This window comes from Streptomyces sp. NBC_00569 (assembly GCF_036345255.1).
Taxonomy (GTDB): domain Bacteria; phylum Actinomycetota; class Actinomycetes; order Streptomycetales; family Streptomycetaceae; genus Streptomyces.
Genome location: NZ_CP107783.1, coordinates 3,816,818 through 3,838,005 on the forward strand (window position 1 = coordinate 3,816,818; position 21,188 = coordinate 3,838,005).

21 protein-coding genes are annotated in these 21,188 nt (G+C 69.9%); 9 read left to right on the forward strand and 12 right to left on the reverse strand.

Going from position 1 to position 21,188, the window contains the following annotated elements; all coding sequences use genetic code 11:
* Positions 1-215 precede the first annotated feature (215 nt).
* The 3 genes from pta to pyk all read left to right on the forward strand — a co-directional run bounded on the left by pta (position 216) and on the right by pyk (position 5,051).
* Positions 216-2,291, forward strand: a complete 2,076-nt coding sequence (gene pta, locus OHO83_RS16945) for a phosphate acetyltransferase (RefSeq protein ID WP_266674272.1) — start codon at positions 216-218, stop codon at positions 2,289-2,291.
* A 23-nt stretch (positions 2,292-2,314) separates the two neighbouring features.
* Positions 2,315-3,547: an acetate kinase gene (locus OHO83_RS16950; RefSeq protein WP_266674270.1), complete on the forward strand. Its 1,233-nt coding sequence runs from the start codon at positions 2,315-2,317 to the stop codon at positions 3,545-3,547.
* A 73-nt stretch (positions 3,548-3,620) separates the two neighbouring features.
* Positions 3,621-5,051: a pyruvate kinase gene (pyk, locus tag OHO83_RS16955; RefSeq protein ID WP_266674268.1), complete on the forward strand. Its 1,431-nt coding sequence runs from the start codon at positions 3,621-3,623 to the stop codon at positions 5,049-5,051.
* 102 nt (positions 5,052-5,153) lie between these two features.
* Here pyk and OHO83_RS16960 read toward each other — a convergent pair whose 3' ends face one another.
* The 4 genes from OHO83_RS16960 to OHO83_RS16975 all read right to left on the reverse strand — a co-directional run bounded on the left by OHO83_RS16960 (position 5,154) and on the right by OHO83_RS16975 (position 9,329).
* A complete protein-coding gene (locus OHO83_RS16960) occupies positions 5,154-6,407 on the reverse strand; it encodes a hypothetical protein (protein WP_406338014.1) in 1,254 nt (417 codons plus the stop codon).
* Positions 6,397-6,954 carry a DUF6114 domain-containing protein gene (locus tag OHO83_RS16965; protein ID WP_266674264.1) on the reverse strand — a complete coding sequence of 186 codons (558 nt, stop codon included), beginning with the start codon at positions 6,952-6,954 and terminating at the stop codon, positions 6,397-6,399. The genes OHO83_RS16960 and OHO83_RS16965 overlap by 11 nt, the downstream gene beginning before the upstream one ends.
* Before the next feature lie 160 nt (positions 6,955-7,114).
* A complete protein-coding gene (locus OHO83_RS16970) occupies positions 7,115-7,732 on the reverse strand; it encodes a DUF6230 family protein (RefSeq protein ID WP_100595816.1) in 618 nt (205 codons plus the stop codon).
* Positions 7,733-8,360: 628 nt separating this feature from the next.
* Positions 8,361-9,329, reverse strand: coding sequence for a tetratricopeptide repeat protein (locus OHO83_RS16975; protein ID WP_266674261.1), 969 nt, complete (start codon positions 9,327-9,329; stop codon positions 8,361-8,363).
* Positions 9,330-9,645: 316 nt separating this feature from the next.
* Here OHO83_RS16975 and OHO83_RS16980 point away from each other — a divergent pair, with 316 nt between their 5' ends.
* Positions 9,646-10,272, forward strand: a complete 627-nt coding sequence (locus OHO83_RS16980; protein ID WP_266674259.1) for a TetR/AcrR family transcriptional regulator — start codon at positions 9,646-9,648, stop codon at positions 10,270-10,272.
* A gap of 270 nt (positions 10,273-10,542) precedes the next feature.
* On the opposite strand, the gene OHO83_RS16985 is transcribed toward OHO83_RS16980, so the two are convergent.
* The 6 genes from OHO83_RS16985 to OHO83_RS17010 all read right to left on the reverse strand — a co-directional run bounded on the left by OHO83_RS16985 (position 10,543) and on the right by OHO83_RS17010 (position 15,175).
* Positions 10,543-11,631: an alpha/beta fold hydrolase gene (locus OHO83_RS16985; protein WP_266674257.1), complete on the reverse strand. Its 1,089-nt coding sequence runs from the start codon at positions 11,629-11,631 to the stop codon at positions 10,543-10,545.
* A 96-nt stretch (positions 11,632-11,727) separates the two neighbouring features.
* Positions 11,728-13,428 carry an acyl-CoA mutase large subunit family protein gene (locus OHO83_RS16990; RefSeq protein WP_266674255.1) on the reverse strand — a complete coding sequence of 567 codons (1,701 nt, stop codon included), beginning with the start codon at positions 13,426-13,428 and terminating at the stop codon, positions 11,728-11,730.
* A gap of 93 nt (positions 13,429-13,521) precedes the next feature.
* The gene (locus OHO83_RS16995; RefSeq protein ID WP_116509791.1) at positions 13,522-13,860 is read right to left on the reverse strand and encodes a DUF3817 domain-containing protein; all 339 of its coding nucleotides are present in this window, start codon (positions 13,858-13,860) and stop codon (positions 13,522-13,524) included.
* 43 nt (positions 13,861-13,903) lie between these two features.
* Positions 13,904-14,413 carry a MarR family winged helix-turn-helix transcriptional regulator gene (locus tag OHO83_RS17000; protein WP_116509794.1) on the reverse strand — a complete coding sequence of 170 codons (510 nt, stop codon included), beginning with the start codon at positions 14,411-14,413 and terminating at the stop codon, positions 13,904-13,906.
* A gap of 124 nt (positions 14,414-14,537) precedes the next feature.
* A complete protein-coding gene (locus tag OHO83_RS17005; protein ID WP_266674252.1) occupies positions 14,538-14,834 on the reverse strand; it encodes an MTH1187 family thiamine-binding protein in 297 nt (98 codons plus the stop codon).
* Positions 14,831-15,175 carry a DUF3817 domain-containing protein gene (locus tag OHO83_RS17010; protein WP_266674250.1) on the reverse strand — a complete coding sequence of 115 codons (345 nt, stop codon included), beginning with the start codon at positions 15,173-15,175 and terminating at the stop codon, positions 14,831-14,833. Before OHO83_RS17010 ends, OHO83_RS17005 begins: the two co-directional genes overlap by 4 nt.
* 162 nt (positions 15,176-15,337) lie before the next feature.
* Between OHO83_RS17010 and OHO83_RS17015 the strand changes: the two genes are divergently transcribed.
* The 4 genes from OHO83_RS17015 to OHO83_RS17030 all read left to right on the forward strand — a co-directional run bounded on the left by OHO83_RS17015 (position 15,338) and on the right by OHO83_RS17030 (position 17,990).
* A complete protein-coding gene (locus tag OHO83_RS17015) occupies positions 15,338-15,976 on the forward strand; it encodes an AIM24 family protein (protein WP_266674248.1) in 639 nt (212 codons plus the stop codon).
* A 1-nt stretch (position 15,977) separates the two neighbouring features.
* Positions 15,978-16,628 (forward strand): AIM24 family protein, encoded by a 651-nt coding sequence (locus OHO83_RS17020; RefSeq protein WP_266674246.1) that lies wholly within the window; start codon positions 15,978-15,980, stop codon positions 16,626-16,628.
* Positions 16,625-17,398: an AIM24 family protein gene (locus OHO83_RS17025; protein WP_266674244.1), complete on the forward strand. Its 774-nt coding sequence runs from the start codon at positions 16,625-16,627 to the stop codon at positions 17,396-17,398. Before OHO83_RS17020 ends, OHO83_RS17025 begins: the two co-directional genes overlap by 4 nt.
* A gap of 115 nt (positions 17,399-17,513) precedes the next feature.
* Complete coding sequence (locus tag OHO83_RS17030) at positions 17,514-17,990, forward strand: MarR family winged helix-turn-helix transcriptional regulator (protein WP_266674242.1); 477 nt, start codon at positions 17,514-17,516, stop codon at positions 17,988-17,990.
* A 42-nt stretch (positions 17,991-18,032) separates the two neighbouring features.
* Here OHO83_RS17030 and OHO83_RS17035 read toward each other — a convergent pair whose 3' ends face one another.
* Both OHO83_RS17035 and OHO83_RS17040 read right to left on the reverse strand, forming a co-directional pair.
* The gene (locus OHO83_RS17035) at positions 18,033-19,505 is read right to left on the reverse strand and encodes a sensor histidine kinase (RefSeq protein WP_266674240.1); all 1,473 of its coding nucleotides are present in this window, start codon (positions 19,503-19,505) and stop codon (positions 18,033-18,035) included.
* Positions 19,502-20,167, reverse strand: coding sequence for a response regulator transcription factor (locus tag OHO83_RS17040; protein ID WP_266674238.1), 666 nt, complete (start codon positions 20,165-20,167; stop codon positions 19,502-19,504). The genes OHO83_RS17035 and OHO83_RS17040 overlap by 4 nt, the downstream gene beginning before the upstream one ends.
* Before the next feature lie 140 nt (positions 20,168-20,307).
* Here OHO83_RS17040 and OHO83_RS17045 point away from each other — a divergent pair, with 140 nt between their 5' ends.
* Positions 20,308-21,171: a PepSY domain-containing protein gene (locus OHO83_RS17045; protein ID WP_330279627.1), complete on the forward strand. Its 864-nt coding sequence runs from the start codon at positions 20,308-20,310 to the stop codon at positions 21,169-21,171.
* Positions 21,172-21,188: the final 17 nt, after the last annotated feature.

The window sequence follows — 21,188 nt, forward strand, 5'->3', positions numbered from 1 at the left end:
CGGATCACCGCCGGGCGCGGGGGCCCGTGCGGCGCGTGTTCCGGGGGTCTTTCGGCCCCCCGACCAGGGCCTTTGTCCGGCGGGCGACCTAGCCACCCCCGGAGGTATTGTCAAGAGGGCACGGCTACGACTTTCATCAGAGGCCGGTTCAACGGCCGAATCTCTGCGGCAGAGGCCCCTTCTCTGCGGCCCGTCCAGCGAAAGGGAGAGCACGCGTGACGCGCAGCGTGTACGTGACCGGGATCGACCGGGGTGACGGCCGGCAGGTCGTGGAGCTGGGAGTCATGGAGCTCCTGACCCGGCAGGTCGACCGGGTGGGGGTCTTCCGCCCGCTCGTCCACGACGGTCCCGACCGGCTCTTCGATCTGCTGCGGGCGCGCTACCGCCTCTCCCAGGACCCGGCGACGGTCTACGGCCTCGACTACCACGAGGCGTCGGCCGTGCAGGCCGAACAGGGCACCGACGAACTGGTCTCGCGCCTCGTGGACCGCTTCCACCAGGTCGCCCGCGACTACGAGGTCGTCCTCGTCCTCGGCACGGACTTCGCCGACACACAGCTCCCCGACGAGCTGGCCGTCAACGCCCGTCTCGCCAACGAGTTCGGAGCGTCCGTCATCCCTGTGGTGGGCGGCCGCAAGCAGACCCCGGAGTCGGTGCACGCCGAGACCCGCAACGCGTACCGCGCGTACGAGGCCCTCGGCTGCGACGTGCTCGCGATGGTCGTGAACCGGGTGGCGGCGCAGGACCGCGAGGAGATAGGCGAGAGCCTGGCGGCCCATCTCCCGGTCCCCACCTACGTACTGCCGGACGAGCCCGCCCTGTCCGCGCCGACGGTCTCCCAGATCGCGCAGGCGCTCGGCGGCGAGGTGCTGCTCGGCGACGACGCGGGCCTCGCGCGCGACGCGCTGGACTTCGTGTTCGGCGGCGCGATGCTGCCGGCCTTCATCAAGGCGCTGACCCCGGGCTGTCTGGTCGTGACGCCCGGGGACCGCGCGGACCTCGTCGTGGGGTCGCTCGCCGCGCACAGCGCCGGCACCCCGCCGATCGCGGGCGTCCTGCTGACCCTCGACGAGCGGCCCGGCGCGGAGATCCTGACGCTCTCCGACCGCCTCGCGCCCGGCACCCCGGTGGTGGCGGTGAAGGGCGGCTCCTTCCCCACGGCGGGTGAACTGTTCGCCATGGAGGGCAAGTTGAACGCGGCGACGCCCCGCAAGGCGGAGACGGCACTCGGCCTCTTCGAACGGTGGGTCGACACGGCCGGCCTGCTGGAGCGCGTCTCGGCGCCGAGCAGCGACCGCGTCACCCCGATGATGTTCGAGCACAAGCTCCTGGAGCGGGCCCGCGCCGACAGGCGTCGCGTCGTGCTGCCCGAGGGCACCGAGGAGCGCGTCCTGCGCGCGGCGGACGTCCTGCTGCGCCGCGGGGTGTGCGACCTGACGCTGCTCGGCCCGGTGGAGCAGATCCGCAAGAAGGCCGCCGACCTGGGCGTCGACCTGGCGGACACGCAGCTCATCGACCCGGCCACGTCCCAGCTGCGGGACCGGTTCGCCGCCGAGTACGCGCAGCTGCGCGCCCACAAGGGCGTCACGGTCGAGCTCGCGTACGACGTGGTGGCGGACGTGAACTACTTCGGGACGCTGATGGTGCAGGGCGGTCTCGCGGACGGCATGGTGTCGGGTTCCGTGCACTCGACGGCCGCGACGATCCGCCCCGCCTTCGAGATCATCAAGACGAAGCCGGACGCCGCCATCGTGTCGTCCGTCTTCTTCATGTGCCTCGCCGACAAGGTCCTCGTGTACGGGGACTGCGCGGTGAACCCGGACCCGGATGCGCAGCAGCTCGCCGACATCGCCGTCCAGGCGGCCGCCACCGCCGAGCAGTTCGGCGTGGACCCGCGGATCGCGATGCTGTCGTACTCGACGGGCACCTCGGGCTCGGGCGCGGACGTCGACAAGGTGCGCAAGGCCACGGAGCTGGTGCGCGAGCGGCGCTCCGACCTGAAGATCGAGGGCCCCATTCAGTACGACGCCGCGGTCGAGCCGTCGGTGGCGGCGACCAAGCTGCCCGGCTCGGAGGTCGCGGGCCAGGCCAGCGTGCTGATCTTCCCCGACCTGAACACCGGCAACAACACGTACAAGGCCGTGCAGCGTTCGGCCCGCGCCATCGCCGTCGGTCCGGTCCTGCAGGGTCTGCGCAAGCCGGTCAACGACCTGTCGCGCGGCGCGCTCGTGCAGGACATCGTCAACACGGTCGCCATCACGGCGATCCAGGCCCAGACGCCGGCCTCCTGACCCCTACGAAGAGGTAAGCACCTGTGACCGCCACGCCCAGCCGAGTTCTCGTCCTCAACTCCGGCTCCTCGTCGCTGAAGTACCAGCTGCTCGACATGGAGAGCGGCGCCCGGCTCGCCGTGGGCCTGGTCGAGCGCATCGGCGAGGAGACGTCCCGCCTCAAGCACACGCCGCTGACCGGGGGCGGCGGCGAGGCGCGCGAGGTGAACGGCCCGATCGCCGACCACGACGCGGCCCTGAAGGCGGTCGCCGGGGAGCTGGCCCAGGACGGGACGGGCCTGGACTCCCCCGAGCTCGCCGCGATCGGTCACCGGGTGGTGCACGGCGGCATGTTCTTCACCGAGCCGACCGTCATCGACGACGCGGTGCTCGCGGAGATCGAGCGGCTGATCCCGGTCGCGCCGCTGCACAACCCGGCCAATCTCACGGGCGTCCGCACCGCGATGGCGCTGCGCCCGGACCTGCCGCAGGTCGCCGTCTTCGACACGGCGTTCCACACGACGATGCCGGAGTCGGCGGCGCGCTACGCGATCGACGTGAAGACCGCCGACGAGCACCGCATCCGCCGCTACGGCTTCCACGGCACGTCGCACGCCTACGTGTCCCGCAAGGCGGCCGAGCTCCTCGGCAAGGCCCCCGAGGAGGTCAACGTCATCGTGCTGCACCTGGGCAACGGCGCCTCGGCGTCGGCGGTGCGCGGCGGCCGGTGCGTGGACACGTCCATGGGCCTGACGCCCTTGGAGGGCCTGGTGATGGGGACGCGTTCGGGCGATGTGGACCCGGCCGTCATCTTCCATTTGATGCGGGTGGGCAACATGTCCGCCGACGAGATCGACGTACTGCTCAACCAGAAGAGCGGTCTTGTCGGTCTCTGCGGCGACAACGACATGCGGGAGATCCGCCGTCGTATCGACGAGGGCGACGAGGAGGCCCGGCTCGCCTTCGACATCTACATCCACCGTCTGAAGAAGTACATCGGCGCCTACTACGCGGTGCTCGGCCGGGTGGATGCCGTGGTGTTCACGGCGGGGGTCGGCGAGAACGCGGCGCCGGTGCGGGAAGCTGCCGTCGCGGGGCTGGAGGAGCTGGGCCTCGCGGTCGACGGCGAGCTCAATTCCGTACGTTCGGACGAACCGCGGCTGATCTCGCCGGAGTACGCGCGGGTGGCGGTCGCCGTCGTCCCGACCGACGAGGAACTGGAGATCGCGCGGCAGACCTACGCCCTTGTGCACGGCTCCGCGTCCCGCAACGACTGAGCGCACCGCCGCCCATTTGTAGATTCCACCAGACGGAATATTCCGTAGCGAAACAAACCGATAGGATCGCCCCATGCGCCGTTCCAAAATCGTCTGCACGCTGGGCCCCGCCGTCGACTCCGAAGAGCAGCTCGTTGCGCTGATCGAAGCCGGCATGAATGTGGCCCGCTTCAACTTCAGCCATGGCACGCACGCCGAGCACCAGGGGCGGTACGACCGTGTCCGGGCCGCCGCGGAGAGCACCGGCCGCGCCGTCGGCGTCCTCGCGGACCTCCAGGGCCCCAAGATCCGTCTCGAGACCTTCGCCGAAGGCCCCGTCGAGCTGGTGCGCGGTGACGAGTTCACCATCACCACCGACGATGTGCCGGGCGACAAGTCGATCTGCGGCACGACCTACAAGGGTCTGCCCGGCGATGTCTCCAAGGGCGACCAGATCCTCATCAACGACGGCAACGTCGAGCTGCGCGTCGTCGAGGTCGACGGGCCGCGCGTGAAGTCGATCGTCGTCGAGGGCGGTGTCATCTCCGACCACAAGGGCATCAACCTGCCCGGCGCGGCCGTCAACGTGCCCGCGCTGTCCGAGAAGGACGTCGACGACCTGCGCTTCGCCCTGCGGATGGGCTGCGACATGGTCGCCCTGTCCTTCGTGCGCGACGCCGACGACGTCCAGGACGTCCACAAGGTGATGGACGAGGAGGGCCGCCGGGTCCCCGTCATCGCCAAGGTGGAGAAGCCGCAGGCGGTCGACAACATGGAGGGCGTCGTCGCGGCGTTCGACGCCGTGATGGTGGCCCGCGGTGACCTCGCCGTCGAGTACCCGCTCGAGAAGGTCCCGATGGTGCAGAAGCGCCTCGTGGAGATGTGCCGCCGCAACGCCAAGCCGGTGATCGTCGCGACCCAGATGATGGAGTCGATGATCACCAACTCCCGCCCCACGCGCGCCGAGGCGTCCGACGTCGCCAACGCGATCCTGGACGGCGCGGACGCGGTCATGCTGTCCGCCGAGTCCTCCGTGGGCGCCTATCCCATCGAGACCGTGAAGACGATGTCGAAGATCGTCGTCGCGGCCGAGGGGGAGCTCCTGTCCAAGGGTCTCCAGCCGCTCGTGCCCGGCAAGAAGCCGCGCACGCAGGGCGGTTCGGTCGCCCGCGCGGCCTGCGAGATCGCCGACTTCCTGGGCGCCAAGGGCCTCGTGGCCTTCACCCAGTCCGGCGACACGGCCCGCCGCCTGTCCCGCTACCGCGCGGCCCAGCCGATCCTGGCCTTCACCACGGACGAGGGCACCCGCAACCAGCTGACGCTGAGCTGGGGCGTCGAGTCGCACATCGTGCCGTACGTCGACAACACCGACGCGATGGTCGACCTGGTCGACGCCGAGATGGTGAAGCTGGACCGCTTCAACGACGGCGACACCGTGATCATCACGGCCGGTTCGCCCCCCGGCGTCCCCGGCACCACCAACATGGTCCGGGTGCACCACCTGGGCGGCGGAGAGCGCGACTGACGCCTCCCCCCGAAATGCGTCGAGGGCGCCCCCTGTTGAAGGGGGCGCCCTCGGCGTCTGTGCGGCTCCCGGACGGGTCCGTGACTGCGCGCGGCAGCGGAGTCAGTCGGTGAGGTACTGGTGGAGACCCGGCACGTGCAGGTCGCCACCGAACTGACCGGCCTGCTTGACCTTCACGTTCGTGAAGTAGATCAGCGGGATGTTCAGCGGCGGCGGGTGCTCCGCGTCGAACGTGATCGGGATCAGCCCCAGGAGGTTGCCCGAGATCGACTCCGTGTACATGGTGGTCTTCCCACCACGGATGGTGGACGTGGTGCCCTTGCCGGCCTGGACGTGGTACGTCTTGCCGTCCGGGCCGTCGACCGTCTGGTGCAGGTCACCGATGTCGGTGCCGTTCGAGATGACGTACTTCAGGACCTTCTTGACCGTGCCGTTGGGCGTACGCACGTTCACGACGCCCTGGTAGTCCGCGCCCTTGAGGGTCAGCGAACTGGCCTCCAGGCGCCACGAGTCGTTCGGGACCTGAGCAGGGGTCTGCTCGTTGTCCCCCTCGTCGTCCGTCGCGACCGGGCAGTTGTCCGGCACGCCGGTCTCGCTCGCCGACGGCGTGGGGACCACGTCGGTGGCCTTGTCCGCGGTGTCGTCGACGGCCTTTCCGGCCTTGTCCACCGTGTCCTTGACCGCGTCCCCGGCCTTGTCCGCCGTGTCCTTGACGGGCTCGGTGACCTTGTCGACGGTGTCCTTGACGGTGCCGCCCACATCCGCGGACTTGGACGCCGAGGCCGAGGGCGTCGGGGTCGCCGACTCCTTCTGATCCGGCGTCAGCAGGTCCTTGAGCGCGTCGCCGACACCCAGCGGGTCGAGCGGGTTCTTGGTCTCGGAGGGCGTCGGGGTCGGCGTGGCCGTCTTGCTGCCGGCCGTGCTGTCGTCCGAGGGCGTGTCCGTGGACTTGGACGCGGAGGGCGACGGGGTGGGCTCGGCCTTGTCGCCCGAGTCCGCCTTGTCGTCCGACGTGTCCTTGCTCGCGGACGCCGAGGGCGACGGGGTGGGCGAGGCGGACTCGTCCCCCTTGTCGTCGGCCGCGTCCTTGCCGTCCTCGGCCGCCTTGATCGCGTCGGCGCACGCCTTGTAGTCGTCCGCCGAGAACTTGGTGGGGTTGTCCTTGGCCTGCGCGAGCGTGGGGGTCAGTCCCATGCCCATGAGTACCGCCGTGGGCATCGCCGCAATGGCGATCGCCTTGCCCGCGGGCATGTGCAGCCTGTTGAACAGATGCTTCCTGGGGGCTGCATGCCGCGGCCCGGTTCTCTCACGGAACTCTGCAGCAGAGTTCTCGTGGCGCACCTCGTCAGCCGGCACGGTGCCTCCCGTTCGTCCCGTCGTTACCGTTCGGGCTCGTTCCTGACAGATCGTCCGACGCACCGCCGAAGGCATCGAAGGCCGCCGTCTCGCCCTTCGGAGAGTCGGCGTCGTCCGCGGGCTTTACGCCGCCGGTCTCCGTCTTCGCAGCCCGTGAGGGCCCCCAGGAGATACCGAGAGCGCCGCCGAGCAGCGCCAGCAGGAAGCCGATGACAAAGCCACCGAAGTTGGAGACCACCAAGGAGACCAGGGCGAGCAGGATCGCCGCGACGCCCGCGAAGACGCGGGACATCGGCTGGAACCAGAGCGTCAGGCCGAGCACCACAAGCAGGACGCCGATGATCAGCGAACCGGCGCCGGCGGTCGTCGACATCCGGATGGTCATCGAGCCGAGCGTGAGGTTCGCGTACGGGAAGTACATGATCGGAATGCCGCCCAGCAGCGTCAGCAGACCACCCCAGAATGGGCGCTGACCGCGCCACCCTCGGAACGATCGGCGCGTCCGGCCGAGCCTGTCGCCCAGCCCTGCTTGCGCTTCGGCGCTCATGTCGTACAGCTCCTCGGGAATGGCGTTGTTCTGTGGTGATGGTGCGTGTCGGATACGGGCACGGGGACGTCCCGGAGCTTCCCGTTCGCCCCCGCGCCCGGCCGTTCAGCGCTGTGAGTGAACTAGACCCTGGGGCCTAGTAGCAACTAGACCCTGGGGCCTAGTAGCACTCGTGTGCGCCCTTCTGCACCTGCATGTGCAGGCCGGAGAGCTTGAAGGTGCCGGCCGTGGTCGCCCACGCGCGCTGCTTGACATCTTCGAAGTGCACCGAGTCGGCCTGCTGCGAGAACGAGTCCGGGACGTACTTGTCGCCCTTGGACGGACCCGGACCCTTGGTGGTCGAGTCGATACCGACGCCGATGTCGATGTTCTTGAACGTGGCGTTGGTCGACAGGTCGTCGGCGTCGATGTAAAGCTTCTTCGCCTCGACGCGGGGGCCGCCCGCACCGCCCGCGCTGAGCTTCATCGACACGTCACCGAAGACCGGCACCGGCACGACGACCGACTGGCACAGGTTGGTGATCTTCGCCTCGTTGAGGCCGACGACGGCAACCGGGTGCGCACCCGACTTACCGCTGTCGAGGGCCCCGTACTGGACGAATCCCGTACCGTCGAGCGAGTCGGCCGTCACCTTGAACGACTGACCCGAAACACTGAACGATGCCGCAAGCGCACCCTGCGAGAGGGCGACACCTATCACGGCTGTCGCCGCGACGCTCGGCACCATGACTACGGCGAACCGCTTCCATCTGGTTCCGCCACGAGCCACGGACTCCATGACTTTCCTCCTTCTCGGACGTACATCTCCGGCCCTGACTGCGCCCCTTGGGGCGCTCAGCCGGGCAGGGATGGGAGAAGTGCTACGTCCTCGGGAAGGAGAGCGCCCGTATCGGGGGCGCTCAATGGCACCCGAATCACCGGCGATCACCCCCGAGCGACAACCACTGGTCGCACCTGACAGTCACGCGCAACCTGCTGGACAGGCCCTGCCGGGAAGCAGAGACCCCCCTGCCCAAGGCCGGCGGCACTGCTACCGGCCTGCTCGGTGGGGACCCTGAAACCCCGCGACCCGATTGGCTGTCGGACTGCGGGATGAGGACCGAGCGTCGCCGATCGTGGTGCATTCTCGGCCCGGGCACAAGGGGGTTCGTTACTCGCTAGTAACGGACGGATAACCGAACAGCGACCGGGCGGTGTCACCCGACAACACAGGGTGGTGTCAAGCGAGTTGCCAAAACAGAGGAAGCAGGGGCGTAACCGGACAGAAGATGGCCCCTGACTTACTCCAAGTAACAGCGGCCGCCTTTACCAAGTTTTGGTAAAGCGCGACCGCTGTGTACCTGCGGGAACAGAACTTTCACCTGGGCACCACATTGCCCGGCGTTTAGGAACTGGTCAGAAACGGCTCAGAAGAGAACGCGGGCCAGAGCCGTACGCCCTGTGACCACACGCGGATCGTCGGAGCCGACGACCTCGAAGAGTTCGAGCAGCCGCACGCGCGCGGCGTCCCGGTCCTCGCCCGCCGTGACCTTCACCGTGTCGACAAGTCGGCCGAACGCGTCGGCGACATGGCCTCCGACCAGGTCGAGGTCGGCCGCGGCGATCTGCGCCGCCACGTCGGAGGGCCGGTCCGCGGCGTCCTGACGGACCTTCTGCGGATCCAGGTCCTGCACGCGCAGGAGCAACTCGGCCTGCGCCAGGCCGAGCTTGGCCTCGGTGTTGGCGGGGTCGTCGTTCAGCACGTTCTTGTACGCCTGGACGGCACCGGCGAGGTCGCCGGCGTCAAGAGCCTGCACGGCCGCTTCGAGCAGAGCGTCGTGCGGACCGGCCGGAGCCTCCACGACCGGTGCAGATCCCTCCGCATCGGGGTCGACCGTGATGCCGGTCAGGCCGAAGCGCTCCTCGGCGACCTGGATCAACTGGTCGAGCGTCTCCCGGATCTGCTCGGCCGGCGCGGCCCCCTGGAAGAGCGGCAGGGCCTGTCCGGCCACCACCGCGAAGACCGCCGGGATCCCCTGGACCCCGAACTGCTGCATCAGCATCTGGTTGGCGTCGACGTCGATCTTGGCGAGCACGAACCGGCCGTTGTACTCGGCCGCGAGGCTTTCGAGCAGCGGGCTCAGCTGCTTGCACGGCTCGCACCACTCCGCCCAGAAGTCGATGACGACGGGCACCTCGGCCGAGCGCTGCAGGACATCGCGCTCGAAACCGGTCTCGTCGACGTCGATGACGAGGCTCGAGGGGGAGACGGCCCCGCCGCCGCCCTGCCGCGCGGACTCGGCACGCGCCTGCTCCGCCTTCGCCTTGGCCTCCTGGGCCGCCTTCACCGCGGCGAGGTCGACGACTCCGCTCATGGACATGTTCCGTGGCTGCATGAGTACATCCTCCCCCTTCCGCGGCGCGTTGTGGGCCGGGACCGCCCGTCGCGGCCTCCCGCCGGACTGCGGGCGCCGTCGAGGGTGTTGGTCGCGGACTCGGTCTGCGGCCCCGAGAGGGGCCGTTCTGCGGCCCGAAGGGCCTGTTCGGCGCCGGGTCCCCACCCGGTACCTCGTGGTTGTCGCAGGGCTCACTGAGCTTTCGCTACGGGTCGTAGCGTAACTCTCGCGCGGGCCGCGTGGGGAGGGGGTTCAGGTGATCTTCGCTGTGGTCTGCCTCACGGCGCTATCCCTACCGGCCGGTATGGTCACTTTCATGCAGAGCCGCACCCCGTCGCCCCTCCCGAGAACGGGCCGCCCACGAAGCGCCGCCGCCGACGCGGCGATCCTCGAGGCGACCCGTGCGGCGCTGGTGGACCTCGGCTGGTCCAAACTCACGATGGGCGATGTGGCGACCCGCGCGGGTGTCGCCAAGACGACGCTCTACCGGCGCTGGGCAGGCAAGAACGAGCTCGTCGTGGACGCGGTCGCGGTCCTCTTCGACGAGCTCGAACTCCCGGACAACGGCAGCCTCGCCGCCGACATCGGGGGTGTGGTCCTCCAGTTCGCGGCGCTCCTGAACCGCCCGGAGACCAAGACGGCACTGATGGCGGTGGTAGCCGAGTCGACGCGCGACGAACCGCTGCGCGAGCGCATCCGCACCTCGATCGTGGACCGGCAGAAGCGCCTGGTCCTGGAGGGCCGTGCCCGCGCCCACGCACGCGGCGAACTCCCCCTCGAAGCCGACCCGGCCGCCGCCGCCCGCACCGCCGACCTCATCTTCGACGTGGTCGCGGGAGCCGTGGTGCACCGCACGCTGGTGAGCGCGGAGCCGGTGGACGAGGAGTGGGTCGACCGGTTCACCGCGCTGCTCCTGGGCGGACTCGCCTCCGTGCAGGCCTAGGACCTGTCCGGCGGATCTTGTCGCGGGCGCGGGGTCTGGCACGCCGACCTGCGGCGTTGTCGTCGGTTGCCAACGCTCCGCGTTGTCGCCCTCCTCCGCCTTGCATCTCGACGCACCAGACCCCGCTCACCAGCACAGATCAGCGCAGGCCCCCGAGTGCGACCTGATCCGCCGGACAGACCCTGGGGCCCTTCTTCCGGATCCCGCCGGGCTCGCGACGCCTGGCAACGCTCCCTGATCCCGCCCGATCCGAAAAAGGCCCTGGGGCCGTCAGCTGTTCCAGGCGCAACTGCCCAGCGTGGCACGCTTCCTGGCGACCAGTCGGGCCGCCTCGTCCGCCGGCAGGACGCGGGTGTGCGAGTCCCGGCACACGACCGTGCGGTCCCCGTGTCCGGCGAGGTCCACGAGGATCTGGTCCCAGTGGCGGTACTGCACGTCGTGCGCGGAGTCGGCGTAGGTGCGGACCGTGACGCGGTCCGCGGGGAACTGCTGCCGCCAGATCGCGAGGGTGGCCGGCGGGACCGTGGTGTCCTTGTCGCCGCCGTACAGATGGACGGGTGCCGTCAGCTTCGACAGGTCGGGGCCCGGCCGCTCGCAGTACAGCCTCTGCTCGTGGACCTGCGGCGCCGGATCGGCCTGCTGGCCACGCTGGTTGTAGGTGCGGGCGCCGTCCTCGTACGCCGTGTCCGCGAAGCCCGGGATGGACTTGACGGGACTGTCGTCGGGGAACGCCCACCACTTGCGCGGGTCGGTGATGGAGTCCTTCAGGGCCGCGGCGAGCGCGTCGTCGGACATCGCGCAGTATGCGGGCTTCTCGCCGTACGGGGGCAGGGCGGCGGCCAGGTGCAGGGCGGAGACGCGGCCGGGCGCGCGGGCGGCGAGTTCGGCGGCGTAGGGACCGCCTCCGGAGATCGCGACGATCCTGAACCTCTCGACGCCGAGGCGGTCGAGCACGTCGAGGGCGTCGCGCGCGAAGTCGGCCTTGCCGAGGGCGGGGTCGTACGCGGTGTCGCCGAAACCGTTGCGCTCGACGGAGATCAGCCGCAGGCCCAGGTCCGCGCGCGTGGTGCGGAAGAAGTCGGTCATGTGGACGGCCCGCGCGCTGGTCCCGGTGCCGCCTATGTAGAGGACCGGAACGCCGTCGCGCGGGCCCGAGTCGGTGTAGTGGGCCGTACGTCCGGAGGGCAGCTTCGCGGCGCGTACGTCGGGGCCGAGCGGGTCGAAGGTGTTCTGCACCTTCGGCTCGGCCGGCGGACTCGCGCTCACCGCCCCGGATCCGCCGAGGACCATCCCGCCGAGCAGGGCGAGGGCGGCGCATCCGACGGTGGTGGTGGTGCGGTTGAGTCCGGACAGGCGCACGGGAACTCCAGGGGCAGGCGGCGATCGACGTGCCCGCGCCTACCCCGGCCCGCGCCGGGTGACACCTGTCACTGTGTCACCCGGCGCGAACTCCCGTCAGAATCCAGCGGGTTCGGTGTACACGCCCCACTCGTCGCGCAGCACGCCGCAGATCTCGCCCAGGGTGGCCTCGGCGCGTACGGCGTCGAGCATGGGCGGGATCATGTTGCCGCCGTCGCGCGCGGCCTTCAGCATCTCGTCGAGGGCGGAGCGCACGCGGGCGTCGTCCCTGGCCGCCTTGCGCGTGCCGAGCTCGCGCACCTGCTCGCGCTCGACCTCGTGGCTGACCCGCAGGATCTCCAGGTCGCCGGTGACGGACCCGTGGTGCGCGTTGACGCCGACGACCCGCTTGTCGCCCTTCTCCAGCGCCTTCTGGTACTGGAAAGCGGACTCGGCGATCTCGCCGGTGAACCAGCCGTCCTCGATGCCGCGCAGGATGCCCGAGGTCATCGGCCCGATCGGGTGCTGCCCGTCCGGGTGGGCGCGCAGGCCGCGCTCCTTGATCTGCTCGAAGATCTTCTCGGCGTCGGCCTCGATCCGGTCCGTGAGCTGCTCCACGAACCACGAACCGCCCAGCGGGTCGGCGACGTTGGCGACGCCGGTCTCCTCCATGAGGACCTGCTGCGTGCGCAGCGCGATCTCGGCGGCCTGCTCGGAGGGGAGCGCCAGGGTCTCGTCGAGGGCGTTCGTGTGCAGCGAGTTGGTGCCGCCGAGCACGGCCGCGAGCGCCTCGACGGCGGTCCGCACGACGTTGTTGTACGGCTGCTGCGCGGTCAGGGAGACCCCGGCGGTCTGCGTGTGGAAGCGCAGCCACTGCGCCTTGTCGGTCTTCGCCCCGTACACGTCGCGCATCCAGCGGGCCCAGATGCGGCGGGCGGCGCGGAACTTGGCGATCTCCTCGAAGAAGTCGAGGTGCGCGTCGAAGAAGAAGGAGAGGCCGGGCGCGAAGACGTCCACGTCGAGCCCGCGCGACAGGCCGAGCTCCACATAGCCGAAGCCGTCGGCGAGGGTGTACGCCAGCTCCTGCGCGGCCGTGGAGCCGGCCTCACGGATGTGGTACCCGGAGACCGAGAGCGGCTTGTACGCGGGGATGCCCGCCGCGCAGTGCTCCATGAGGTCGCCGATCAGGCGCAGATGCGGCTCGGGCTGGAAGAGCCACTCCTTCTGCGCGATGTACTCCTTGAAGATGTCGGTCTGGAGCGTGCCGTTGAGGACGGCCGGGTCGACGCCCTGGCGCTCGGCGGCCACGAGGTACATGCAGAAGACGGGCACGGCGGGGCCCGAGATCGTCATGGACGTCGTGACGTCCCCGAGCGGGATGTCCTTGAACAGGACCTCCATGTCGGCGGCGGAGTCGATGGCGACGCCGCAGTGCCCGACCTCGCCGAGCGAGCGCGCGTCGTCGGAGTCGCGGCCCATGAGCGTCGGCATGTCGAACGCGACGCTCAGCCCTCCCCCGCCGGCGGCGAGGATCATCTTGTACCGCTCGTTGGTCTGCTCGGCGTTCCCGAACCCGGCGAACTGCCGGATCGTCCAGGTACGGCCCCGGTACCCGGTCGGGTACAGGCCGCGCGTGAACGGGTACTCGCCGGGCCATCCGATCCGCTCGAAGCCCTCATAGGTGTCCCCGGGGCGCGGCCCGTAGGCCGGTTCGACCGGGTCCCCGGAGAGCGTCGAGAAGTCGGCGTCCCGCTTGCGGGCGGAGTCGTACCGGGCCTGCCAGCGGCGGCGGCCCTCTTCGATGGCGTCAGCGTCCATGCTTCCCATGCTTTCAAATTTACTAGGACGTCCTAGTAAATGTCGATGGCAAACCGCCCGCACATCGTGCGGGCGGTGCAGTGGCGCGGTTCGTCAGGCCTTGGCGACGGCAGGCGCGTCGTCGGCGACCTTGGAGTCCAGCTCGCGGGAGACCTTCCGCTCCACGAAGAACGCGGCGGTCGGGATCGTACCGGCGATCAGCACCCACAGCTGCTTGCCGACCGGCCACTTCGCCTTGGAGCCCAGGTCGAAGGCGAAGACCAGGTAGATCACATAGAGCCAGCCGTGCGCGATGGCGACGACACGCGTGACATCCGCCGCGCCGTCGATGCCGAGCACGTACTTGGCGATCATGCCGAGGCACAGCAGGACCAGCAGGACGCCCGTGACAAAGGCCATCACCCGGTACCGGGTCAGCACGCTTCGTTTCATGGATACGAGCGTAACGGCCCGTTTTGCGCGATCTTCGCGCGGGTCAGGCCTCGTCGAAGTCGTGGGCGGCGACCCGCAGCGGCCGCAGCATCGCGAAGATCTCACCGCACTCCTCGGCGTCGTACACCCCGAGCCCGAAGTCCATCGCCATCAGGTCGCGGGTGGCGGCGTCACAGACCTCGCGGCCCTTGGCGGTGATGGAGGCGAGCGTTCCACGCCCGTCGTTCGGATTGGGCCGCTTGTCGACGAGCCCGGAGCGCACCAGGCGGTCGACCGTGTTCGTGACCGAGGTCGGGTGCACCATGAGCCGCTCGCCGATCTTCGACATCGGCAGCTCGCCGGCCTTGGAGAAGGTGAGCAGCACCAGCGCCTCGTAGCGCGCGAAGGTCAGTCCGTACGGCTTCACGACCGCGTCGACCTCGGCGAGGAGGATCTGGTGCGCGCGCATGATCGAGGTGATCGCGCCCATGGACGGCACGGATCCCCAGCGCTGCTTCCAGAGTTCGTCTGCACGGGCGATGGGATCGAAGGCAAGGCTGAGTGGCTTCGGCACGCCCAAGACCTTACCGGCCGGTCATATGCTGGTCAGCCCCGTCTCGCCCTTCGGTCCGGAGCCCTGCGCGAAAGCCCCGGCCCACCCGGGCCGGGGCTTCACGCCAAGGGCAGGTTCCGCGCCGTCACTCGGCGGCGAGGTGCCGCTCGACCGTCGCGACCTTCGACGTCATACCGTCCGTCACACCGGGGCGGATGTCCGCCTTGAGCACGAGGGACACCCGCGGGGCCCGCGCCTCGACGGCGGCGACGGCACGTTTCACGACGTCCATGCACTCGTCCCACTCACCCTCGATCGAGGTGAACATGGCGTCGGTGCGGTTCGGGAGGCCGGACTCGCGCACGACCCGGACGGCGTCGGCCACGTACTCGCCGACGTCCTCGCCGACGCCGAGCGGGGAGACCGAGAAGGCGACGATCATGCGTTCACGACCTTCTCCTGGCGGGCGCGGGACGCGATGACCGCGGCCTCCGCCTCACGCTTCAGCTTGCGCTCGGCGAAGAAGCCGCCGGTCGGCAGGACGGAGAGGACGAAGTAGAGGGCGCCGGTCTTGAAGCCCCACTTCGCACGGTTCCACGCGTCGAGCCAGAAGAGCACGTAGAGGACGAACAGGACGCCGTGCACCATGCCCATGACCGGGACGGCGTCGAACTCCGTGGTCCGCTTCAGTACCGAGCAGACAAGGAGCAACAGGAAGGAGACGGCCTCAGGAGCGGAGACCAGGCGGAGTCGGCGGAGTGCGGAGGCGGTCTTGATGTCCACGGGGCACCTTCGGCAGAAGCGGTGAGGGGCGGGCGTTCGATCTTGTGAACGTAAGCACAAGCGCTGCCCATTGTGGCATCGGGGACGACCCGGGGTTCGCTCAGGGTTCGTTCAGGGCCGGGACCCCTGTCCCGGGGGCATCTCGCCCATTACCGTCACATCGTGGCTACGTTCCGGCTTCAAGGCAGCAGAGTGCTCGCCGTCGACATGACGGGCGACAGCGTCAAGGCGAAGAACGGCTCGATGGTCGCGTACGACGGCCGGATGGCGTTCAAGAAGATGACCGGCGGCGGCGAGGGCATCCGCGGCATGGTGACCCGCCGCCTCACCGGCGAGGAGATGACGGTGATGGAGGTGAAGGGGCAGGGCACGTGCTGGTTCGCGGACCGGGCGAGCGAGATCAGCGTCGTCAACCTGCGGGGCGACAAGCTCTTCGTCGAGTCGAGCAATCTGCTCTGCACGGACGCGGGCCTGCGCACCGGCACGTCCTTCACCGGCGTGCGCGGCGCCTCCCAGGGCAACGGCCTGTTCACGACGACCGTCGAGGGCCACGGCCAGGCGGCGATCATGAGTGACGGCCCCGCCGTCGCGCTCCGCGTCAGCCGGGAACACCCCTTGACCGTCGACCCGGGCGCGTACATCGCGCATCAGGGGAATGTGCGGCAGTCCTTCCAGTCGGGCGTCACGTTCCGCACCTTCATGGGCGAGGGCGGCGGCGAGGCCTTCCAGATCCGCTTCGAGGGCGACGGCCTGGTCTACGTACAGCCCAGTGAGCGCAACACGATCGCGGGAGACGTGTGAGATGCCCTTCCGTGAGATCAACTCGAAGATGGTCGAGGCGACGGTCGTCCCCGGGCAGCGGATCTACAGCCAGCGCGGCGCCATGCTCGCCTACAAAGGGGACGTGACCTTCACGCCCAGCATCCAGGGCGGCCAGGGCGGCGTGATGTCCATGATCGGGCGCCGCGTGGCGAACGAGGCGACGCCGCTGATGACCGTGGACGGCAGCGGCACCGTCCTGTTCGGGCACGGCGGCCATCACGTCCAGGTGATAGCCCTCTCCGGCGACACCCTCTACGTGGAGGCGGACCGACTGCTCGCCTTCGACGGGAGCCTTCAGCAGGGCACGATGTTCATGGGCTCGCAGGGCGGCGTCATGGGGATGGTGCGCGGCCAGGTCACCGGGCAGGGCCTGTTCACCACGACCCTCAAGGGACACGGCTCGGTCGCCGTCATGGCGCACGGCGGTGTCATCGAGCTGCCGATCACGCCGGGCCGCCCCGTCCATGTCGACCCGCAGGCGTACGTCGCGCACCACGGCGACGTGAGGAACAAGCTGTCGACGGCCCTCGGCTGGCGCGACATGGTGGGGCGCGGCTCCGGCGAGGCGTTCCAGCTGGAGCTCAGCGGCAGCGGCGCGGTGTACGTCCAGGCCTCGGAGGAGAAGCTGTGAGCACCCCGGTGATCTTCGACCCGGCCACCCTGCCGGCCGACGACAATGTGAACGCGTACACGTTCTGCGTGGAGCTCAAGGGCAGCAGTTGGTTCCTGCAGAAGGGCAAGATGATCGCCTACTACGGGCGCATCGACTTCAACGGGATCGGGCACGGCCGCCTCGACCGCCTCGTACGGACGTCCTTCCACTCCCCGCTGCACGTGAGCGACTGGGTCGTGGCGGAGGGCTCGGGCAAGATGCTGCTCGCCGACCGGGCCTTCGACGTGAACTCGTACGACCTGGAGAACGGGAATCTGACCATCCGCTCGGGCAACCTGCTCGCTTTTCAGCCAACTCTCGCGCTGAAGCAGTCGATCGTTCCCGGCTTTCTGACACTCATTGGCACGGGCAAATTCGTGGCGGCCTCGAACGGCCCGGTGGTCTTCATGGAGCCGCCGATCCGCGTAGATCCACAGGCGCTGGTCGGCTGGGCTGACTGCCCGTCACCTTGTCACCACTACGACCACTCCTATCTGACGGGCGTGATCGGCGGTCTACGTGCGATGACGGGCGTCGGAGGCGTCTCCGGGGAGGAGCACCAGTTCGAGTTCGTGGGCGCCGGGACGGTATTGCTGCAGTCCACGGAGACGTTGATGGCCGAACAGGCGACGGGCGCCGTGCCCCAGCAGGCGGGGGTGCCGGGCGGCCGGGGGATGCCCGGACAGCAGCCGGGGGTACCGCGCCTTCCCGGACAGCTCGGCGACCTCCAGCGTCGCTTCGGACTGTGAGCGGTAATCTGCGGAGTGTGACGTCGAACGCGTGACCCCTTTGTGTCACCAGGGGTGGGAGGCGTCACACCCCCCACTTTCGTTCGCATTTCAACTTCTTAGGTAGAATCAATATATGGAGACCGAGACGGCCACACGCTGGCTGAGCGACGAGGAACAGTGCGCCTGGCGCACGCACGTAGAGGTCAACAGGATGCTGACGTATCAGCTCGAGAAGGACCTCCAGCCGTTCGGCCTGACGATGAACGACTACGACATCCTCGTGCATCTCTCCGAGACGGACGACCACCGGATGCGCATGAGCGATCTCGCGACCGCCACTTTGCAGTCCAAGAGCCGGCTCTCCCATCAGATCACCCGCATGGAAAACGCCGGACTCGTCCGCCGTGAGAACTGCGAGTCCGACCGCCGCGGCCTCTACACCGTCCTGACCGAGGAGGGCATGGAGACCATGAAGAAGGTCGCCCCGCACCACGTGGCGTCCGTACGGCGGCACTTCGTCGACCTGATCTCACCGGAGGAGCTCGACGCCCTCCACAAGGCCCTGACCCCGATCGCCGAACACCTGCGTTCGCAGCGCGGCAAACCGTGACCATTGCGAACGGGGAACGCCGGCCCTCCCCGTCCGCCGGCCTCAGGCCGCCGGCGCCACCGGCAGCCTGAGTTCGAAGAGCGCTCCGCCCGCGGGCGACGAGCGGACCGTCAGGGCGCCGCCGTGCCGCACGGCGACGTCCCTGGCGATGGCGAGTCCCAGACCCGCCCCGCCGTCGTCCCGGGCCCGCGCGTCGTCCAGGCGCACGAACCTCTCGAAGATCCGCTCCCGCTCCGCCTCCGGCACGCCCCCGCCGTCGTCACCGACCTCGACGACCGCCCACGGCCCCTCGGCCCGCACGGCGATGTCCACGCGGGACCGGGCGTGACGCTGCGCGTTGTCCAGCAGATTCCCGACCACCCGCGCCAACTGACTGCGCGATCCCGCCACTTCGACGGGTTGGAGGTGTGTCCGGACCGCGAAGCGGCCCGCCGGACGCTGCGACAGCTCCTCGCCGGACAGCGTGGCCAGATCGACCCGCGCCTCCCCCGGCCGCTCGCCCGCGTCGAGCCGGGCGAGCAGCAAAAGCCCCGCGGCGAGTTCCTGGAGCCGCACCGTGTCGGCCACCGCCCCCTCCACGTCGAGCAGTTCGGGGTGGGTGGCGCCCACTTCGAGCTGGGTGCGCAGCGACGCGATGGGGCTGCGCAGCTCGTGCGAGGCGTCGGCCACGAACCGGCGCTGGCGCTCCACGGACGTCTCCAGCGCGGCGAGCGTCTCGTTCGTGGTCCGCGCGAGGCGCGCCACCTCGTCGTGCGTGGCGGGCTCCGGCACCCGGCGCGCCAGGTCCTGCGACGCAGTGATCGCGGACATCTCGCTCCGGATGCCCTCGACGGGGCGCAGCGCCCTGCGGGTCACCAGCCAGGTGACCGCGCCGACGACGCCGAGCAGCACCGGGAAGCCGGTCAGCATGACGGTCAGCGCGGTGCCGACGGCGCTCTGCTCGGCGGACAGCGAGGCGCCCGCGTACACGGTGAGGTCGCCCTGCCGGGTGTTCTTCACTTCCAGCGCGGCGAACCGGTGGTCCCGCGTCTCCCCGTCGACGGTGGCCGAGCCCTTGCCGCCCTCGGCGTCGTCGGCGATCTCCCCGTACGCGTACGAGTCGTCGTCACCGCCCTTGCCCTTGCCGCCATGACGGTCGGATCCGCCGTCGTCTCCTCCGTCGTCATCGCCGTCGTCGTCGACCGGCGGGGTCACCGGCCTGACGGCGGACGAGCCGGTCCCGCTGATCCGCTCCAGGTCCTCACTGGCGGCCAGGAGCCGGCCGTCACCGTCCACGACCTGCACTGGGGTCTCATCCCCGTCCGGGAGTTCGAGGGCGGCGGGCGCGGTGCCCGTCGCGATCGACACGGCGACCTTGCGGGCGGAGGACTCCGCCTCGCTCGACGCCTGATCGGTGAGGTTGGAGCGCAGCGCGAGCAGCACGGACGCGCCGGCGGCGAGGAGCGCCACGGCGACGACGAGGGTCGCGCCGAGCGTGGCTCTGGCCCGTACCGAACCGAACAGCCGCCGCCTCATCGCGGCGCCTCCAGGCGGTAGCCCGCGCCGCGCACGGTCCTGATCAGCTCCGCGCCCAGCTTCTTGCGCAGGGTACTGACGTACACCTCGACGATGTTCGGGTCGCCGTCGTACGCGAAGTCCCAGACGTGCTCCAGGATCTCCGCCTTGGAGACGACCTCGCCGGCCCGCACCACCAGCTGCTCGAGGACCGCGAACTCCTTTGCGGTGAGCGGCACTTCGGTCTCGCCGTGCAGGACGCGGCGCGCGCCGGTGTCGACCCGCAGGGGGCCGAGCGTACGGACGGACGAGCCGCCGCCGGAGCCGCGCCGCCGCAGGAGCGCCTTCACGCGCGCGACGAGGACGACGTACGAGAACGGCTTGGTGAGGTAGTCGTCGGCGCCCGTGTCGAGCCCCTCCGCCTCGTCGTACTCGCCGTCCTTGGCGGTGAGCATGAGGATCGGCACGTCGTGGCCGGCGGCGCGCAGGGCGGCGCAGACGCGGTAGCCGTTCATGCCCGGCAGCATGATGTCGAGGACGACCAGGTCGTACGCGCCCTCGCCCGCCCGGTGGAGCCCTTCGAGGCCGTCGTGGACGACGTCCACGGCGAACCCCTCCGCCGTCAGGCCCCGGGCGAGGGACAGGGCGAGACGCTTTTCGTCTTCCACGATGAGCAGGCGCATGGGGGCCAGGGTCGCAAACGGAACCTGAAGAAGTCTTCAGGGTCCTTCAGCGGGGCTTCAGCATCGGTCGGCCACTGTGGTCCTCGTCGAAGCACACCGGATGTCCGGTGGGCCGGGAATCGTCTCGGGGAGGATCCCTCATGAAGCGCAACATCGTGATCGCCACCATCGCCGCCGTGGCCCTGATCGGCGGCGGCACCGCGACCGCCGTCGCGGTCGCGGGCGGCGACGACGACACCACGTCGGCGGGCACGTCGACCGCGTCGCGGGGCACGGGGCACGACGACGACCGCGCGGAGCACGTCACCGAGCTGAGGACCGCGAAGGTGACGGCCTCCGATGCCATCGCCTCCGCCCTCAAGTCGGTGCCCGGCACGGCGGTCTCCGCCGAGCTCGACGACGAGAACGACCATGTGGTCTGGGAGGTCGAGGTGCTGAACGGCACGACGTGGCACGACGTCCTCGTCGACCCCGCCACGGGCGAGGTCACCGGCTCGCACACCTCGCGCCACGACGACACGGCCCGCGTCACCGCCGTCCTGAAGGGCGCGCGGACGACGGCACAGGACGCGGCACGGGCCGCCGCCGCGAAGGGGACGGTCACCGAGATCGACCTCGACGACGACGGCACGGCCCACGCCTGGGAGGCCGAGACCACGGCGGCGAACGGCACCGACGCCGACTGGCGCGTCGACCTCCGGACCGGCGCGGTGACTCCCAACCGCTCGTCCCACGACGCCGGAGACGACCACCGCCGCGACGACACCACCACACGCACCACGCACGACGCGGGCGACGACCACGGCCGCGACGACACCGCCACGGGCACCACGCACGACGCCGGAGACGACCACGGCCGCGACGACACCACCACACGCGCCACGCACGACGCCGGAGACGACCACGGCCGCGACGACACCACCACCCACGACGCCGGCGACGACCACGGTGGCCGCGGTCACGACGGCGACGACGACCACGGCCACCACGGCGACGACGACTGACGTCCGCGCCGACGAGC

What these genes read in the sequence shown, in the direction of transcription:
- pyk (WP_266674268.1), top strand. Translation starts at nt 3,621, where the DNA reads ATGCGCCGTTCCAAAATCGTCTGCACGCTGGGCCCCGCCGTCGACTCC.
- OHO83_RS16965 (WP_266674264.1), bottom strand. Translation starts at nt 6,954, where the DNA reads ATGAGCGCCGAAGCGCAAGCAGGGCTGGGCGACAGGCTCGGCCGGACG.
- OHO83_RS16970 (WP_100595816.1), bottom strand. Translation starts at nt 7,732, where the DNA reads ATGGAGTCCGTGGCTCGTGGCGGAACCAGATGGAAGCGGTTCGCCGTA.
- OHO83_RS16975 (WP_266674261.1), bottom strand. Translation starts at nt 9,329, where the DNA reads ATGCAGCCACGGAACATGTCCATGAGCGGAGTCGTCGACCTCGCCGCG.
- OHO83_RS16980 (WP_266674259.1), top strand. Translation starts at nt 9,646, where the DNA reads ATGCAGAGCCGCACCCCGTCGCCCCTCCCGAGAACGGGCCGCCCACGA.
- OHO83_RS16990 (WP_266674255.1), bottom strand. Translation starts at nt 13,428, where the DNA reads ATGGACGCTGACGCCATCGAAGAGGGCCGCCGCCGCTGGCAGGCCCGG.
- OHO83_RS16995 (WP_116509791.1), bottom strand. Translation starts at nt 13,860, where the DNA reads ATGAAACGAAGCGTGCTGACCCGGTACCGGGTGATGGCCTTTGTCACG.
- OHO83_RS17005 (WP_266674252.1), bottom strand. Translation starts at nt 14,834, where the DNA reads ATGATCGTCGCCTTCTCGGTCTCCCCGCTCGGCGTCGGCGAGGACGTC.
- OHO83_RS17020 (WP_266674246.1), top strand. Translation starts at nt 15,978, where the DNA reads ATGCCCTTCCGTGAGATCAACTCGAAGATGGTCGAGGCGACGGTCGTC.
- OHO83_RS17030 (WP_266674242.1), top strand. Translation starts at nt 17,514, where the DNA reads ATGGAGACCGAGACGGCCACACGCTGGCTGAGCGACGAGGAACAGTGC.
- OHO83_RS17035 (WP_266674240.1), bottom strand. Translation starts at nt 19,505, where the DNA reads ATGAGGCGGCGGCTGTTCGGTTCGGTACGGGCCAGAGCCACGCTCGGC.
- OHO83_RS17040 (WP_266674238.1), bottom strand. Translation starts at nt 20,167, where the DNA reads ATGCGCCTGCTCATCGTGGAAGACGAAAAGCGTCTCGCCCTGTCCCTC.
- OHO83_RS17045 (WP_330279627.1), top strand. Translation starts at nt 20,308, where the DNA reads ATGAAGCGCAACATCGTGATCGCCACCATCGCCGCCGTGGCCCTGATC.